Genomic DNA, 17527 nt, shown 5'->3' on the forward strand with positions numbered 1-17527 from the left:
AAAGGATACGTATATGGCAGCTACCATTAAAGACATTGCCAAATTGGCTAATGTTTCCCATACAACCGTCTCCCGGGCGCTCAATAACAGCCCGCTGATTAAAGAAGATACGAAACGCAAAATTATGGAGTTGGCAGAGCAACTCAATTACATTCCAAATTTTAATGCCAAAAGCCTGGTTCTCCAGCGCTCGCATACGATTGGCCTGTTTTTCACCAGTATTTCAGAAGGCACCAGCTCCAGTTTTTTTGCGGATACCATCCGCGGAGTTAATCATGTCATCGGGGTGGATTACAATTTGTTTGTGCGAGGAATTGACGATTACGCCGATTTTTCGGCCATTCACCGCAAGCGTTTTGATGGTATCATTCTGATGAGCCAGAGCGAGGCGGACAACCCTTTTATTTATCATGTGCTCGGTCAAGGTATTCCGCTTGTTGTACTGAATCGGCAGGTGTCCGGTGCGGGGATTGTAAATGTGATTTCTAATGATAAGGAAGGGTCCTATGAAGCGGTCTCCTTTCTCGTTGAAAGCGGGCATGAACGCATTGCGATCATCGAAGGGGTAGAAGGCTTCAAGTCTACCCAGCAACGCCGTGAGGGTTTTATGAATGCGTTGATTGATAGTGGTAAGCCGATTCGACATGAATATATCGTGCAAGGTCATTATGATACTGAAAGCGGAAGCCAGGCAATGAAGCAACTGCTTTCCTTGCAGGAGCCGCCGACAGCGGTATTTTGCTCTAACGATGATATGGCTATTGGGGCCATGAATGCGGTATTCGAAAACGGCTTGAAGGTACCAGAGGATATCTCAGTCATTGGTTTTGACGATATCGGGTTCTCAATGTATACGACTCCACCGTTAACAACGGTCAAAAGACCGATTGAGCAGATAAGTGAGCGCGGAGCCGCCTGCATTCTGGAACGAATTCAGTCACCGTCCAATGAGGGTGAGCTTATATTTATGGAGACTGCGCTTATGAAACGGAAATCAACGGCAAGCAGACCACGCTGAGTTTCGTTTTATTAACAGCAGGCCAAAGGGGCAGAAACCATGCTAAATGTATGGTTTCTGCCCCTTTTAGGTTGAAATGCGCTCTGCTTCGTCTGGATTTAACGAAAGAGATTGGTTTTAGCCAGTTCTACAATCTCGTCACCGCGTCCGTTCAACATCGCTTTCATCATCCACAGTGTAAATCCTTCTGCTTGTTTAAGATTAATTTTGGGTGGCATAGATAGTTCCTGACGGTTCACCACCACGTCTACCACAACAGGGCCATCATGAGCCAATGCTTGCTGAATGGCATCCTCCAGCATTGCTGGATCTTCAACCCGGATGCCCTTGAGCCCCATGGCTTGCGCTACAGCACCAAAATCAGGATTCACCAGTTCAGTGCCGTTTTCCAGGAATCCGGCTGCTTTCATTTCCAGCTCGACAAAACCGAGAGCGCCATTATTGAAAACAATGACTTTAATAGGCAGCTGATGCTGCTTCAGAGTGAGCAGATCGCCCATCAGCATCGTGAGCCCGCCATCGCCTGAGAGGGCAATCACTTGTCGGTCAGGCTCAGTAGCCTGCGCTCCGATTGCCTGCGGCAGCGCATTTGCCATCGTGCCATGGTTGAACGAGCCGAGAAGCCGACGCTGACCGTTCATCTGCAAATAACGCGCAGCCCATACAGTGGGAGTACCGACATCACAGGTGAAAATAGCATTTTCCTGCGCGGCGTCACTGATGACCTTGGCGAGATATTGGGGATGGATCGGCGTATGACCTGGTTTACCGACGGCAAGGTCATCCAACTCCTGGCGTACCTTGGTATAGTGGGAGACGGTTTTCTCTAGATGCTTGGAATCATGCTCTGACGTTAAATGCGGTAGCAGCATTTCCAATGTGGCTTTTACATCCCCGCATAAACCATACGTCAACGGAGTACGTCTGCCGAGATGGGCTGGCTCTATGTCTACCTGTAGGACAATCGCATCTTCAGGGTAAAATTGTCTGTAAGGGAAGTCTGTTCCGAGCATAAGCAGGACGTCACAATCCATCATCGCATGGTACCCGGAAGAATACCCGATCAGTCCCGTCAATCCAGCATAGTAAGGGTTGTCATACTCCAGATATTCCTTGCCTCGCAGAGCAGATACCATAGGGGATTTTAACTTGTCGCATAGCTGCATGAGCAATTCATGAGATTGTGCACAGCCGGCGCCGCATAGTAACGTAATTCGTTTGCCTTTATTCAAATATTCGGCCAGTCTGGAAATTTCGGAAGCTGACGGATGCACTACAGGTGCAGTGGGATGATAGACATGTTCAGGGACAGGTACCTTTTCCGCCTCCAAAGCTGCTACATCACCGGGAAGAACAATGACGGAGACACCTGAACGTGAAATTGCCTGTTGAATGGCCATGGTCACCGTTCTGGGAATTTGACGCGGTGTCGTAATAACCTCACAGAAGTGACTGCATTCTCCGAAAAGATGCTCAGGATGCGTAGCTTGAAAATATTCACTTCCGATTTCGTCGCTTGGAATATGAGCGGCAATAGCCAGTACAGGCACCCGATTGCGGTGGCAATCATATAAACCATTAATCAGATGCAAATTTCCGGGACCACTACTTCCAGCACATACAGCAATGCTACCACTAAGGTCAGCATCCGCTCCGGCTGCAAAGGCAGCCACTTCTTCGTGCCTTACATGAATCCATTCGATTTGACCATTGCTGCGAATGGAATCAACCATATTATTTAGAGAGTCTCCAACAATGCCATAAACCCTCTTGACCCCTGCATTGACCAAAACTTGTACAATAGTATCTGCGATTGTCTTCATAGATGTTCCTCCTGCCTAGTAAGTAGTGTTATCCTGCCCGTGCTTTCTTGCGTCTATTCTCCTGAAATGTATATAAGAACAAGGTCTCGGGATAGGGTGATAGTTAGCCTTAACCGTCTTGGATCAGGTGCGAAACAACAGAAAAAGGACGATATACTTGCAAATTTTTATATAAACGTATATGTTAACGTGTTCATATTATTGTCATTATTATTTTTTTAAACTAAAAATATTGATAAAACTATTTTGTTAACGTGTGCATTGTGATAAAATAACGATGAAATCATTATGGTAATTGTGGGAGGTTACTCCGGATGAAACAAGTAGATGAATTAGACCAATTAAACAGAAAAAGCTTTATCGTAACAGACCCGCATCCTGTGAGGGTGCTGCAATTCGGGGAAGGGAACTTCCTGCGTGCTTTTGTAGACTGGCAATTTGACAAAATGAATAAGCTGGCAGAATGGAATACGGGAGTTGTGATTGTACAACCGCAGCCAGGAGGCCTCGTGGAGAAGCTTAACGAGCAGGATGGCCTGTATACGGTTATTCTTGAAGGGATTAAGGATGGGAAGGCCATGAAGGAGCATACCGTTGTGGAGTGCGTCACTCGTGGGATTAATCCATACGGCTCTGATTTTTCCGAGTATGAAGCATTATCCCAAAAGCCGGAGCTGCGTTTTGTCGTGTCGAACACGACGGAAGCGGGGATCGCTTATGCACCAGAGGATCAATTGGAAGATCGTCCGCAAAAGAGCTTTCCAGGCAAGCTAGCCGCCTTTCTGTACAAGCGCTTTCAATTCTTCGGGGGCGATCAGAGCAAGGGACTGGTGATCATTCCGTGCGAGCTCATCGACCGTAATGGAGACGCTCTCAAGGAAATCGTACTGAAATATGCGGACCAATGGAAGCTTGGGGCCGAGTTTATTGCATGGTTGGAGGAATCGAATACGTTCTGCAACAGTTTGGTCGATCGGATTGTACCTGGTTATCCCAAAGACCGGATTCATGAGATTCAAGCAGAATTGGGTTACAAGGACGATTTGGTTGTTGTGGGCGAACAGTATCATTTATGGGTTATTGAAGGGCCACAGTGGCTTAAAGAAGAATTACCTGCTCATTTGGCCGGATTGAATGTACTGATTGTCGACGATATGGCGCCATACCGTACACGGAAAGTACGCATTTTGAATGGAGCACATACGGCGCTTACCCCTGTAGCTTATTTATATGGCCTGGACACGGTGGGGCAGGCGGTCGAGCATGATATTATGGGAAACTTTATCCAGTCGCTGATTCGAGAAGAAATTATTCCGACGCTGGACTCGCCAGAAGCGGAATTGAATGTATATGCCGACGATGTTATTGAACGATTCCGTAATCCCTATGTAAGTCATTATGTTATGAGTATCGCACTAAATTCGGTGTCCAAGTTCAAGACACGGAACTTGCCATCCTTGCTCCAGTATGTGACACAGCGTAAGGCGTTGCCTGCCAAAATTGTATTTTCGCTGGCGTCCTTGCTCGTATTTTACCGGGGTGACAGAAATGGCGAGTCGATTGCGTTGGCAGACGAAGCTGAAGTGTTGAGTACGTTTGGTGAACTGTGGAGTAAATATGACGGTACTCTCGCCGGGGCGAAGCAATTGACTGCGCTGGTACTTGGCCGGCAGACATGGTGGGGGCAAGACCTGAACCAGATCGAAGGACTGGCTGAACAAACGGCACAGCACGTGTATGAAATTACAAGCAGAGGAATGAAGGAGACGCTCGATTCTCTAACCGGGAACAGCGTGCCCAGAGCATAAGCAAGGAGGAGACCGGAATGCTGGAGTTCATTCAAATTCATGATCAAGATAACGTGGCTGTCGCCTTGCGTGATTACAAGCAGGGAGAGACACTGGCGTGGGGAGCACAAGAAGAACAACGAGTGGAGCTAGCCGAGGATGTAGCACGTGGGCATAAAATCGCCTTGCAGGATATAGCTGAAGGTGGGCATGTTCTGAAATACGGATATCCCATCGGTCATGCCATTCAGCCCATTCAGGCAGGACAGCATGTGCATACGCATAATACGAAGACGAACCTGACAGGCGTGGAGGAGTACACTTATAAGCCTAAGCCAGCTCCTCATTTATATGAACAGGAGAGTCGTACGTTTCAAGGTTTTCGGCGAAAGGACGGCCGTGTGGGGATTCGCAATGAGTTGTGGATTGTGCCGACGGTCGGCTGTGTGAACGGGATCGCTGAACTTATTTTAAACCGTTTCAAGCAGGAAGCGGGAGATATTTCACCTTTTGAAAATGCACTGGTGCTCAAGCATAACTATGGTTGTTCTCAGTTGGGTGACGATCATGCACATACGCGCACGATTTTGATCGATGCTGTGAAACATGCGAACGCAGGTGGTGTACTTGTACTGGGTTTGGGCTGTGAGAACAATGAGATGAAAGAATTTAAGGAAGCCATCGGGGAATATGATTCGGAGCGGGTAAAGTTTTTGCTTTCCCAGGATGTGTCGGATGAAGTAGAGGAAGGGGTAAGGCTGCTTCATGAAATTTTTGCGGCCGTGCAAGAAGATCGGCGGGAACCTGTACCTTTGTCAGAGCTGAACATCGGATTGAAATGCGGTGGATCTGATGGCTTATCGGGTATTACTGCCAACCCACTACTCGGACGATTGTCGGATTATATGGCCGCGCAAGGTGGAACAACGGTATTAACAGAAGTACCTGAAATGTTCGGCGCGGAGACGATTTTAATGGAGCGCGCTGCCGATGAGCAAGTATTTAATAAGATCGTACATCTGATTAACGATTTCAAACAATATTTTCTGGATTACAAGCAGCCAGTATACGAAAATCCGTCACCGGGCAATAAAGCAGGGGGCATCACGACGCTGGAGGATAAATCACTGGGCTGTACGCAAAAATCCGGGTCTTCTACGGTCACTGATGTTATTCAGTACGGGGAGCGTCTCAAGACCAAGGGACTCAACCTGCTCAGCGCGCCGGGGAACGATCTAGTGGCATCTTCAGCTCTCGCCGCAGCGGGCTGCCAGCTCGTCATTTTCACAACCGGACGCGGTACGCCGTTTGGCTCCTTTGTTCCGACGATGAAGGTCTCAACCAACTCGCCGTTGTATAAGGCTAAACCTCATTGGATCGACTATAACGCCGGTTCATTGGTGGAGGATGTCAGTATGGAAGATGCGCTCCGCAACTTTGTCGATTACATCGTCGATGTAGCCAGCGGAACCTGGGTGAACAATGAGAAAAACAATTTCAGAGAGCTCGCTATTTTTAAAAACGGTGTTACGTTATAAAAGGTTGTAGTGTAAGGGAGGCGGAATTATTCCGCTTCCCTTTTTGAGTTTGTATGCTTCTAAATAGGCATGTTAGAAAAATTGGAATATATTATCATAATGTACTTGTCACATGTTTGTATTTATGATATAACTTAATTACGTAATAAATACGTAATTAAGTTATTTTTAGATAGGATTTAGATTTTACTTTTGTTTGGTGAATATAAAAAGTCGGACAAGGAGGCGGGAACGGTGGATGATCTTGTTCACTCCGACATCACAGATCTAGACACACTTGTTAACATGATTAAGCTGTCTTTTTCATTTGCGGATGGTGCCAATATGATTGCTTTATGCGACCGGCTGTATAGCCATGTCAACCAAAAGTATCAGGAATTGCAGCTCTACAAAGCGCGCAAGAAACCTATACAACCCATACATACCAAACGGCCGCTAGTCTACTACTACGGCTACAGTCATCTCATGAAAGGCATGGCCTTCCAAAAACAGGGCAAGTATGAGGCCGCTCGCGATTGCATCGAAAAATATGCAGAATTGGGCTGGTTTAATGGTCTCGATCAATATGGGGAGGCAGAGGTAGAATATTACCGCTATGCTGCTAGAGCTAATTTGTATGCCCTTGATATTTTGTCAGGTCATGCCGAAGTGTTGCAGGAATACATCGAATTTCTTCGTAATAATCCGGAAGAACTGTTACCGGGGCTTCTTTCCATCGTTGAGGGAGCGTCGAGATACGACTATCCTTTAGAGGCTGTGCTAGAATCATTTGCCGAACAAATTGAAGGTTTTACATATTTTGAAGAGCCTGTGAATGTATCTTATTATTTTCGCTTCTGCTATCAACTGGCTCTTTATTATATCAAGCAACAACAGTTTACGGTTGCGTTGGGCTATATCCTGCAATCTCTCATGCTGTCCGATACCCTGGGTATGGAACATGAGCATGAGTTTAGGAAATGTACTGCTATATTTGAAATTTTCAGATCCCAAGCTACAGCAACACAGCAAGACCAATATATAACTATTTTAAAAGGAGTGTTAAAGGATGAAAAAATTGATTTCACGCCCTCTGTCGCTCAGTCTGTTTAGTTTGCTAGTGTTTGTTACAAGTCATGACCTCATCACGGTGTTCTATCATGGAGCCAATCATTAAGAAGGCAGAAGTAAAGTAGAAGTACACCCAATAGCAAGTAAGCTCATTAAGATCAGGGCTTACTTGCTATTTGGCGTATTATGAAGACCGATCATAACGTATATATAACGTGGCACATGTCCCAAAAATATTTAAGCTGTTGTAGGTTTATGCAGCAAACCTTGTTCTGATGGATGCAATGAAATTCTTGTCTGTTGGTAAACGGGGAATGGTTCTTCCGTACTGTATGGTCTGCTTTTTAACGCTGCATCCAGTGCCCGTAGCAAGGAACCTATGAATTGCTCTGGAGAAAAGAAAATGCTTTTCCCGACCATATGAATGTGAAGCTCGTTATGGTCACGGTTGCTTACAGACAGCAATATACCTTGACCCTGGAAACCCGTACCGATTGCGCGTATTTTGTTTATACCCGAGAGTAGCATTTCCGTTTTCACCGCACGCCCCTGTTCCTCTACAAATACAGAAATCAGGCGTTTGTCTGTAACGATAACAATTTGGTTACCCCGAAATGTATGACTCAGGTGTAGAAAATCTTTATATACCCCAATAGTCTGCTCATGCGGAGAAACAATCCCCATCCGTACAAACTCCTCCAGCTCAGTGACATCGGGTTCCTGATGATTTTTAATTCGTTTTTTGATACTGAACTGAATAGTCAGGATGCCCAAGATAGCTATGAGAAAAGCGCTAAGTCGGACATTAAATATAAAGAACATCAGGACAATTAGGCCGCCTACTAACCACTGTCCCCAAGTTAGATAGCGCAGCTTTTGTTGTACCGTACGGCGATAATAACCGTAGCCCTTTCCCGGTTGATACTCTTTGGTAAACTTTGTCATACCACGCATTATGGTTAATCCATAGACGGATAAAATTGTCATCGCGAGCGCCAAGAGCGTCATAAGCCATTCCTGAGCTGCAACGCCAACTAAAGTACACAGACCAAACATGATGAGCCCCGCCCAACAGGCAACCTTTTTAATTCGAACCTGTTTCTGAATCGAACGAACCAATTCTTCCATTCTTAATCCTCCTGATCTAGGTATATAGGTAATGATTGGAATCACATATAGTCTTATCGTACCATCTGATAGTCTTTTTCGTAAATTAATAGATGTAAAAATCCAAAGGATGGAAGAAGATTTTCGCGTATAGTCAGATCCCCACCTGAACTTTAGATACCAAAATCGAAAAATCCAGTACTACTCATTCGAAGCAGAAGCCTCTAAAATAATAAATGTAAGTGCTTACATTACAAAGAAGGGAGGTCTTCGTATGAGAACAGGATGGAAGAATCCGCAGCCACAGCCACCGGTTCGATCGGGTAGAGGGGCATCACTAGCGCGCAAATGGGTTCAACAAAGACATTTGCAGACTATGGCGCTGCTTGGGGTGGTCTGGATGATTATTTTCCATTACATTCCGATGTACGGCATTTTGATTGCTTTCAAACATTTTGACATCATTGGTACCCTATCAAGCGCACCTTGGGCGGGGTTAGAGCATTTTCGGGCCTTTTTGGAGGATGATAACTTTTGGTACATTGTCAAAAATACACTGGGCATTAGCCTACTCAAGCTGGCCATCGGGTTCCCGTTGCCTATTGTATTTGCTCTATTCCTGAATGAAATACGATCTACTCGGTTCAAAAAATCTATTCAGACCATTTCATACCTTCCTCACTTTTTATCTTGGGTCATTCTTGGCGGGATCTTAACGACGTGGCTGGCAGATACTGGGATGATTAATCAACTGTTGCTAGCCTGGGGTTGGATTGACCAGCCGATCAGTTATTTGGCAGAGCCGAGCTATTTTTGGGCTATCGTCGTTAGCTCGGATATCTGGAAGGAGCTTGGATGGTCAGCTATTATCTATTTGGCAGCAATGGCGGGGGTATCTACAGACATGTACGAAGCGGCCACCATTGACGGGGCCGGACGGTTTCAGAAAATGTGGTACGTCACACTTCCCGCTATCAAGGGGACAATATCTATTTTGTTTATTTTGGCGGTTAGCGGCATATTGAACTCCAACTTCGATCAAATTCTCGTCCTGCGTAACTCGCTGAATGAAAGTGCAAGTAATGTAGTTGATATTTATGTGTATCAGATGGGCATTCAGCAGGGCCGTTTCTCGTATTCTACCGCGGTGGGTTTGCTGAAATCGGTTCTTGCTCTCATTTTGCTGCTAATTGCCAATTCGGTGACCAAGCGGGTGAATAATACATCTCTATTTTGAAGGAGGACGGCTGCATGCAGCTATTGCAACGCAGAACAGCAGGCGAAGCGATATTCGATTTCATGAACAACGTCTTCATGCTGATCATTTGTTTTGTCACGTTGTATCCCGTGTGGTATGTGCTGGTGAACTCCTTTAACGAAGGAGCAGACGCTATGCGGGGCGGCATTTACTGGTGGCCAAGAGTCTTCAGTCTGGGCAGCTATCAGGCCGTATTTGCTAACAACGGTATTATGGCTGCGATGGGGGTGACTATTGCCAAGACACTTATCGGCACGATTGTTCATGTGTTTTTTACTGCCATGATTGCATATGCATATTCCCGTAGGGAGCTGATCGGGCGCAAGTTGTATATGCTGATTGGCACCATTACCCTGTTTTTCGGTGGGGGATTGATTCCAACCTATTTGCTGATACGTGATCTTGGACTGCTGGACAGCTTTTGGGTGTACATCATTCCTGCGATGTTCAGTTTTTTTGACCTTATTATTTTTATGGCTTTTTTCCGAGAACTGCCGGATGCACTGGAAGAGGCGGCGAAAATAGACGGTGCGAATGATTTTGGTATCTTTTGCCGGATCGTGCTTCCTGTATCTATGCCGGTAGTAGCGACGATTGCGTTATTTCATGGGGTATACCAGTGGAACGATTATTTTACCGGAATGATTTATATTAATAATACGGATCTTCAGCCAATTCAAACATATTTGTACCGGGTTGTTGCCCAATCCAGCTCTAATCAGATGATGGCTGCTGCACCGGGAATTGTTGCCCAGTCCGTCACTTCGCAATCGATCAAGCTGGCGACGATGGTCGTGACGACACTGCCTATTGTACTGGTATATCCTTTTCTGCAAAAATATTTCGTCAAGGGTCTGATGATCGGCTCGATCAAGGGTTAGCACATCATCCAAGGGGGAGATTTATAATGAACATTCGCAAATGGCAGAAGGGGCTGTTGGCCTCTGTTCTGCTGGTGGGTTTGCTCGCGGCATGTACGTCCGGTGGAGGCGGTACTGTCACGGAATTGAAGGACGAGAAGACCAAGGCTACGGCAGATGCACCGGGATGGAAGGCGGATATGGAGCCGATTACGTTTGACTGGTATTTGAACTTTTCCTGGTTCCCGAACAAGTGGGGGACGGATATGACCTCGAAGTATGTTACGCAAAAGACCGGGGTCAGCGTCAATTTTATCGTACCCGCAGGGAATGAAAATGAAAAGCTCAACACCATGCTGGCCTCCGGCAAGCTGCCTGATTTTGTCACGCTTGGTTGGGGAGAGGACGCGGTCAAAAAAATGATTGAGGGCAAGATGGTGCTTCCGCTCAACAAGCTGGCCGAGAAATACGATCCGTATCTGATTAAAATAGCTGATCCGGCGAAAATGTCCTGGTATCGCCAAACGGACGGGAATGTTTACGGGTATCCTAACGCTTCTTCTTCGCCACAGGATTATCAAAAATACGGCCAAAATTTTGTTTCCAACCAGACGTTTATGGTTCGGAAGGATATGTACGAGGCGATCGGCAAGCCGGATATGAGAACACCGGAAGGATTTTTGAAAGCGCTTCAAAAAGTGAAAGAGAAATTTCCAGAGGTGAACGGTCAGCCTCTTATCCCGATGGGATTCCACGAATTTACGGATAACGGAAATTATTCTTTTGAAGACTATTTACTTAACTTCCTAGCCATTCCTCATGAAAAAGACGGCAAGCTATACGATCGTCGTTCGGACGAAGAGTATATTCGCTGGCTCAAAACATTCCGTCAAGCAAATGAGCAGGGCCTGATCGCCAAGGACGTATTTATCGACAAACGTCCGCAAATGGAGGAAAAGGTGGCACAGGGCCGATATTTTGCCATGTTATATCAGCGCTCTGACTTTGCCACACAACAGGTAATGTTATATGCGAAGGACCCGAACTCCGTCTATATCGCGGTGGATGGACCTTCGAACAGTAAGCTGGACCCGCCGACGCTGGCTGGGCCGGGTATTTCCGGCTGGACGGTGACGCTTATTTCGAAGGATGTCAAAGACAAGGAGCGGGCTATTGAATTTCTGACTTATCTGATTAGCGAGGAAGGAAACCGCGATCTGTATCTGGGGGAGCAGGGCAAGCTGTGGGACATGGTTAACGGTAAGCCAGCCTTCAAGCCAGAGGTGCAGGAACTGCTGAACAAGGATCGTTCTGCTTTTGATAAAAAATATGGAGCCTCCTTCACCTTCTGGATGCTGATGGATACGAATATGAATTTGCAGTGGGCGCCGCCCAGCGTCGAGCCGTATAAGCAGCCAGAGGATTGGACGAAAGGCAAGACGAAAGGCTTCTCCCAATATGACAATATCAAACCGACCGGAACTTCGGCGGAGGGCATTGCGTCAGGCCAGATAGATAAAATTTGGGGCAAGACATTGCCGAAGCTGCTGCTGGCTTCCTCAGATGAGGAATTCGACCAGCTGTTTGCTCGCTTTTTGGAAGATCGCAGAAAAGCAGGATATGACAAAGTTATGGCCTATCAGCAAAAAGCCTATGAGGAAAACCTTAAGAAAATTGAACAGTTCACCAAATGATTTAATTCGATGACTTAATCTATTGAACCCCTAAGGATGTGATTTCATGCCAGGCCGTGCACGTTCACAGATGAAGAGCCTGCTGCGCAGCACTATATGGCAGTGGATGAAGGGGACGGCCGATCGGCTTGGCGGTTGCTCTCTTCAAGTTAAGCTCATTGTCGCGTATATCGGAGTCATTTTAATTCCGGTGGTATTGTTCTCGCTATATACCTTTCACCAACTGTACGAGAATACCATGCAAGACATTACCGTACAAAATCAGTATGTGTTGGATACAGAGCTGGCCCATATTCACAGCAATATGGAAATTATGGAGCGAACCGCACAGCTTGCGATCTCAGATCGCAACGTACTTCGTTATCTGACCGAGGAACGTGAAATAAGCAGCGATGAGCTGGTCCAATTCAACTTGAATGTGTTTCCAAATTTACAGCACTTGCTGTACAGTAATCCCAATGTAGAGAACATTCGACTGTATACGAGTAATCCTCAGGCACATGAAATATGGCCAATGATTTTTAATGAATCACGACTGCCTAAAGCTTCCTGGCTGAAAACGGCCCAACTCCGACAAGGGAAAATATGGTGGGAAATGTACAAGGGGCCGAAAAGCTTACTTCTGGGGCAATCCCGGCAGGAAAGTGAGACAGTGCAGTATATGGCACTGCTGCGTGAAATTCAGTCTACCGGAGGAAGACACGCAGGGTTGGTAGAAACAAACATGAGGCTGGAGCTATTTTCACCTAGAGTATTTGGAATCCCACAACGTGACCGCGCATGGCAAATGTTCATTCTAGACGGCGACGATTCCAGCTCAAGGAACGCTGATAAACCAATGTCTTCTACCGATATAGCTACAGCTTCCTCTCAATCAGATTCAATTTCGATCCCTCTGTCCCATGTGCACCATCTGTTTCAGTCCCAGGTTCAGGGACCGGGTGGTGCTTTTGATTTTTCCTATGAGAATAAGCCTTATCTCGGCATGTACCGTTATATAGAAGGGTTGGACGCCTATTTGCTAAATGTGGTGGCGCTGGACGGTCCGCTGGGTGATCTCCGTCAGAAACGCAATGCCATGCTACTCATTATTAGTATGCTGATTGTGTTTATGTCCGTCATTTCTTATACCCTGCATGCCTACATTCTCAAGCAGCTACATACACTGCGTGAATCCATGAAAAAAGTAGAGCAGGAGGGTGACTTTCAGCTTAGAATTCCAGTATATGGGCGGGGAGAAGTGGCTGAGCTGGCTCTATATTTTCGCAGTCTACTGAGTCGGATAAACGGACTCATTGCCGAAGCAGTACACAAGCAGGCCGCTGCTCAGGAGGCTGAGCTGCTAGCGCTCAAGCATCAGATTGATTCCCATTTTCTCTATAATACATTGGAAAATTTAAAAATGATGGCGGAGATAGAACGACAGTATCCGCTGTCGGATGCCCTTACTTCCCTTGGCTCGATGATGCGTTATAATCTCCAATGGTCGGGATCGTGTGTTGCTTTGCGGGATGAAATCCGCCATATTCAGCATTATGTGGCCATCATGAACATTCGCCACGATAACCAAATTGGATTGGAAATTCATCTATCGTCGGCGTTTATGGAACTGGAGATGCTGAAAATGTTGCTGCAGCCTGTAGTCGAAAATGCTATCAAGCACGGTTGGAGTGCATTGCAAAGCCCATTCAGCATCACGATTGAAGCCTGCCCTAAGCAGGATATTATAGAATTGCGCATACAGGATAACGGAGTGGGGATATCTGAAGAAAGAAGAAACGCCATCATGGCTGGTCTAGCGCGAACGGAAATGGATTCCCACGAGCCCGGGATGAATGGGGGAATCGGTTTGTATAATGTGCATCGCCGTTTGAGTATGCAGTATGGCGAAGAGTATGGCATAAGACTGGACAGCATCCCCGGACAATCGACGACAGTGACCCTGATTTTGCCTAAACGTTACATGATGAGGGGGGCAGACCATGACGACCAAGCTGTTGATTGCGGATGACGAGAAAAATATTCGAATGGGACTTCAAGCTATGATCGAACGGGAATTTTCCGGTCTCTATGAATGTGTACTGGTCAAGGACGGAATGGAAGCCTGGCAGCATGTGAAGCAGTTTTTGCCCGAGTTGGTGATAACGGATATCCGTATGCCTGTTATGGATGGCATTATGCTGATGCAGCATATTCACGAGCTGGAGCCGGGTCGCAGACCTTTGGTAATCATTCTCAGTGGATATGACGAGTTCCAGTATGCGCGCGAAGCGATTCGCTGTGGGGCACGGGAGTATTTGCTCAAGCCAATCGTAAGGGAGGAACTGTTCGGTGCGCTGGCAGTTTTGAATGAGGAATTGAAGCAGAGGAACCACCTCATATACGATGGTGTTGTCAGCGTAGAGAAAGATAGACCAGCTGGCGCGAGTGCCATCGTCGATAGAAGCGGTAGCATGACACGTGCTATCCAATACATCCATGCTCATTACAGCGAGGATTTGAATATGGCAGTAGTATCCAATTCAGTATCCTTGAATTATACGTATTTTAGTCAGGCGTTCAAAGCCTATACAGGCCTTAGCTTTGTTCAATATGTAAAAAGGCTGCGCATTACAGAAGCCAAAAAGCTGCTGGAGTGTCAAGGGGGCAAGATTTATGAAATTGCGGCTAACGTGGGCTTTGACAATGCAAAGCACTTTAACAAAGTGTTTCGTGAGCTGGAGGGGATGACCCCGCAACAGTTTCGAGTGCAGAATCAAAGGGGTAATTAGATATAAAGAGGCGGAAAACTTCACTGCCTTTTTAACCTTATCCTGATATAATAAACGTAAGCATAACCATCGCCTTCAATCAGAGAGTTTGTACACAATCACACGAATCGCCGAACGGAAGGGGAGAGCATATGGTTATTTATGAAACGGACCAAGCTTATATCATGACGACGCAGCATGACCATGCCCATATTTCAGGTGAGTTGGCTTCACAATGGGAAGAGAGTGCCTTCAAGAATAGACGTCATAAGCAGGATTTTGTATATGCAGCAAGGGAGCATGATCGGGGCTGGATACAGTTAGACGCTGCTCCTTTCTGGAATGATCATGTGTCTGCACCTTATACGTTTATTGATTTTCCGCTCAATCCTCGTTTTGTTTTCTATCGTCTTGGGATTGATGAAGTCGAACAAGGTAATACGTATGCGGCGTTGCTGTGTAGCTTGATGTACAAGGAGCTAGTCGGACGGACCGAGCATCAAAACGCTCAGGACAAGCAGATTACGCATGCTTATCAGGAAGCGGAGGCACAGCGTCGTCAGAGGCTCAAACAGGAGCTGGCATGTGGCGTAACCTTCGACCATCAAGTGCGGACGGATGTACGGAGAATGTTGTTTTGTGACGAATTGAGTCTGTTTTTGTGCAGCCGAGAGCCGGGCACGCCTACAGCAGATTATGAATGGTTTGCTGAAGGTTTAAGCTTCCCGGCTGTTCGACATGAAAGCGGGCGAGTTTGGGCCGAGTGGCTATCGGATCAGACTGTAGGTCTTTCCTTTTTTCCTTTCAGGGGCAAGGTAGGGATTACTCATACCTTTAAGAAGGTGGACAAGGAGAAAATTCGTACCTTTGGTCTCCTAGAGGCTTACCGTTCTTCCGAATGGACGCATCGAACCTTTACCGTTGAACATATCATGGAAGTAGAAGAACATAAGGAGAACGCCTGACCGTTTACGGATACAGCCTCGAACAATATTTTGTTCGTAGACGCAGAGAAAAGTCAGAGCAAAGCCTCCCTGAACCATGCTTCAGAGAGGCTCGCTTTTTTCTAGCTTTAACATTTTACGATTTTGCAGATGTTTTCGCACGATTGACAATAGTCTGTACCTTATTCAATACCTTATCGCGTGCCCCTTTATTTTTCATCAGATACGTAACACCCATTCCCAATGCGGCTACCACCCATTTTTTATTCTTCATGAATAACGCCTCCTTATGATCATGTTGTCATACACGCTTGCTTTAAAAGCATCCAAAATGTGAAAAGATGAACGGGATTTTACGATTTAGTGATTCCTTGCACTCGTTCCGCATAACTATGATTTTACCCTTCTCCATCAAATCTTACCCGTTCCTTCGCCAATGAAACGATTACGACTGTCTTTTCATGTTTAATGGATATTATTAAATATCCCGCCACAATTGCTTCAGACGCACATGACAGGGAGGTCTTTGTTATGAGAAAGAAGGAAGTGGTTGCCATGCTGCTCGCCGGCGGACAAGGCAAAAGACTCAAAGGACTTACCCGTACACTAGCCAAACCGGCAGTATTTTTTGGAGGAACTTACCGCATTATTGATTTCCCTCTCAGCAATTGCACTCATTCTGGTATAGACACCGTAGGCGTATTGACCCAATACGAGCCGTTGGTGCTTCATTCCTATATCGGCGTTGGGAGCGACTGGGATTTGGATCGCCTGGATGGAGGAGTTTTTGTTTTACCACCGCACGAGAAAGAAAATGGAAACAACTGGTACAGAGGCACGGCGGATGCAATTTATCGAAACCTGCATTTCTTGGATCAGTATGACCCAGAGCATGTACTCATTCTGTCAGGGGATCACATTTATAAAATGGACTACAGTCGAATGCTCCACTATCACAAGGAGAAGGAAGCAGACTGCACCATTTCTGTCATCAATGTCACGATTCAGGAAGCCAAACGATTTGGGATATTGAACGCCGATGATGATCTGAAAATATATGACTTTGAGGAGAAGCCTGATCAGCCGAAAAGCACATTGGCCTCCATGGGCATTTATTTGTTCAAATGGGAGGTGTTACGTCGCTATTTACTGGAAAGTGCAAGCGATTCTGAATCCTCACATGATTTTGGCAAGGATATCATTCCATTGCTGCTTCAGCATGGCCGGTCGTTGTATGCGTACCCGTTTGCCGGGTACTGGAAGGATGTAGGTACCATTCAGAGCTTGTGGGAGTCCAACATGGATCTTCTGGTTCAGGATCCGCCTTTGGATCTGAACGATCCTTTCTGGCGCATCTATACCCGCAGTCCTAATCAACCGGCCCAGTATATAACCCAACGGGCAATCCTCAAAAACAGCATTGTAAATGAAGGCTGCATGGTGGATGGAGAAGTAAGGCATTCTGTACTATTTTATGGGGTCGAAGTAGGTGAAGGGAGCGTCATTACCGATTCTGTCATCATGCCAAACGTAAAAATTGGGCGCAATGTACGTATCCACCGGGCTATCGTGAATGAGAACATCGTTATTGAAGACAACGCGTTTATCGGACCTGAAGATAGTTCTGATGAGATTATTTTGTTCGATCAGGAAAGCCAGCTTCATGCACGAATTTAACCCGGATAAGGACGGTGTCTG

General features: G+C 46.3%; 14 protein-coding genes. 11 read left to right on the top strand and 3 right to left on the bottom strand.

Going from position 1 to position 17527, the window contains the following annotated elements:
- Positions 1 to 13: 13 nt before the first annotated feature.
- Positions 14 to 1018: a LacI family DNA-binding transcriptional regulator gene (locus ACM1ND_RS11045; protein ID WP_028542397.1), complete on the top strand. Its 1005-nt coding sequence runs from the start codon at positions 14 to 16 to the stop codon at positions 1016 to 1018.
- Positions 1019 to 1116: 98 nt separating this feature from the next.
- On the opposite strand, the gene poxB is transcribed toward ACM1ND_RS11045, so the two are convergent.
- Positions 1117 to 2841, bottom strand: coding sequence for a ubiquinone-dependent pyruvate dehydrogenase (poxB, locus tag ACM1ND_RS11050; protein ID WP_028542396.1), 1725 nt, complete (start codon positions 2839 to 2841; stop codon positions 1117 to 1119).
- Positions 2842 to 3155: 314 nt separating this feature from the next.
- On the opposite strand from poxB, the gene ACM1ND_RS11055 reads away from it, so the two are divergent.
- The 3 genes from ACM1ND_RS11055 (at position 3156) to ACM1ND_RS11065 (ending at position 7258) form a co-directional block, all read left to right on the top strand.
- A complete protein-coding gene (locus ACM1ND_RS11055; RefSeq protein ID WP_023988325.1) occupies positions 3156 to 4649 on the top strand; it encodes a tagaturonate reductase in 1494 nt (497 codons plus the stop codon).
- 17 nt (positions 4650 to 4666) lie between these two features.
- On the top strand, positions 4667 to 6166 hold the full coding sequence (locus ACM1ND_RS11060) for a UxaA family hydrolase (protein WP_013310046.1): 1500 nt from the start codon (positions 4667 to 4669) through the stop codon (positions 6164 to 6166).
- A 234-nt stretch (positions 6167 to 6400) separates the two neighbouring features.
- A complete protein-coding gene (locus tag ACM1ND_RS11065) occupies positions 6401 to 7258 on the top strand; it encodes a hypothetical protein (protein ID WP_023988326.1) in 858 nt (285 codons plus the stop codon).
- Between the two features lie 195 nt (positions 7259 to 7453).
- Here the strand turns inward: ACM1ND_RS11065 and ACM1ND_RS11070 are convergent, their stop codons facing one another.
- On the bottom strand, positions 7454 to 8344 hold the full coding sequence (locus ACM1ND_RS11070) for a hypothetical protein (protein WP_023988327.1): 891 nt from the start codon (positions 8342 to 8344) through the stop codon (positions 7454 to 7456).
- Between the two features lie 253 nt (positions 8345 to 8597).
- Here ACM1ND_RS11070 and ACM1ND_RS11075 point away from each other — a divergent pair, with 253 nt between their 5' ends.
- The 6 genes from ACM1ND_RS11075 (at position 8598) to ACM1ND_RS11100 (ending at position 15850) form a co-directional block, all read left to right on the top strand.
- Complete coding sequence (locus ACM1ND_RS11075) at positions 8598 to 9560, top strand: ABC transporter permease (RefSeq protein ID WP_023988328.1); 963 nt, start codon at positions 8598 to 8600, stop codon at positions 9558 to 9560.
- 14 nt (positions 9561 to 9574) lie between these two features.
- On the top strand, positions 9575 to 10462 hold the full coding sequence (locus tag ACM1ND_RS11080; RefSeq protein ID WP_023988329.1) for a carbohydrate ABC transporter permease: 888 nt from the start codon (positions 9575 to 9577) through the stop codon (positions 10460 to 10462).
- A 26-nt stretch (positions 10463 to 10488) separates the two neighbouring features.
- On the top strand, positions 10489 to 12135 hold the full coding sequence (locus ACM1ND_RS11085) for an extracellular solute-binding protein (RefSeq protein ID WP_028542391.1): 1647 nt from the start codon (positions 10489 to 10491) through the stop codon (positions 12133 to 12135).
- A gap of 46 nt (positions 12136 to 12181) precedes the next feature.
- Positions 12182 to 14146, top strand: coding sequence for a sensor histidine kinase (locus tag ACM1ND_RS11090; RefSeq protein ID WP_023988331.1), 1965 nt, complete (start codon positions 12182 to 12184; stop codon positions 14144 to 14146).
- Positions 14118 to 14906, top strand: a complete 789-nt coding sequence (locus ACM1ND_RS11095) for a response regulator transcription factor (protein WP_023988332.1) — start codon at positions 14118 to 14120, stop codon at positions 14904 to 14906. The genes ACM1ND_RS11090 and ACM1ND_RS11095 overlap by 29 nt, the downstream gene beginning before the upstream one ends.
- A gap of 131 nt (positions 14907 to 15037) precedes the next feature.
- Positions 15038 to 15850 carry a DUF3891 family protein gene (locus ACM1ND_RS11100; RefSeq protein WP_023988333.1) on the top strand — a complete coding sequence of 271 codons (813 nt, stop codon included), beginning with the start codon at positions 15038 to 15040 and terminating at the stop codon, positions 15848 to 15850.
- A 115-nt stretch (positions 15851 to 15965) separates the two neighbouring features.
- Here the strand turns inward: ACM1ND_RS11100 and ACM1ND_RS11105 are convergent, their stop codons facing one another.
- Positions 15966 to 16103 (bottom strand): hypothetical protein, encoded by a 138-nt coding sequence (locus ACM1ND_RS11105; protein WP_023988334.1) that lies wholly within the window; start codon positions 16101 to 16103, stop codon positions 15966 to 15968.
- Between the two features lie 257 nt (positions 16104 to 16360).
- On the opposite strand from ACM1ND_RS11105, the gene ACM1ND_RS11110 reads away from it, so the two are divergent.
- Positions 16361 to 17506 carry a glucose-1-phosphate adenylyltransferase gene (locus tag ACM1ND_RS11110; protein ID WP_023988335.1) on the top strand — a complete coding sequence of 382 codons (1146 nt, stop codon included), beginning with the start codon at positions 16361 to 16363 and terminating at the stop codon, positions 17504 to 17506.
- Positions 17507 to 17527 lie beyond the last annotated feature (21 nt).

This window comes from Paenibacillus sp. JJ1722 (assembly GCF_048282685.1).
GTDB classification, from domain to species: Bacteria; Bacillota; Bacilli; order Paenibacillales; family Paenibacillaceae; genus Paenibacillus; species Paenibacillus polymyxa_B.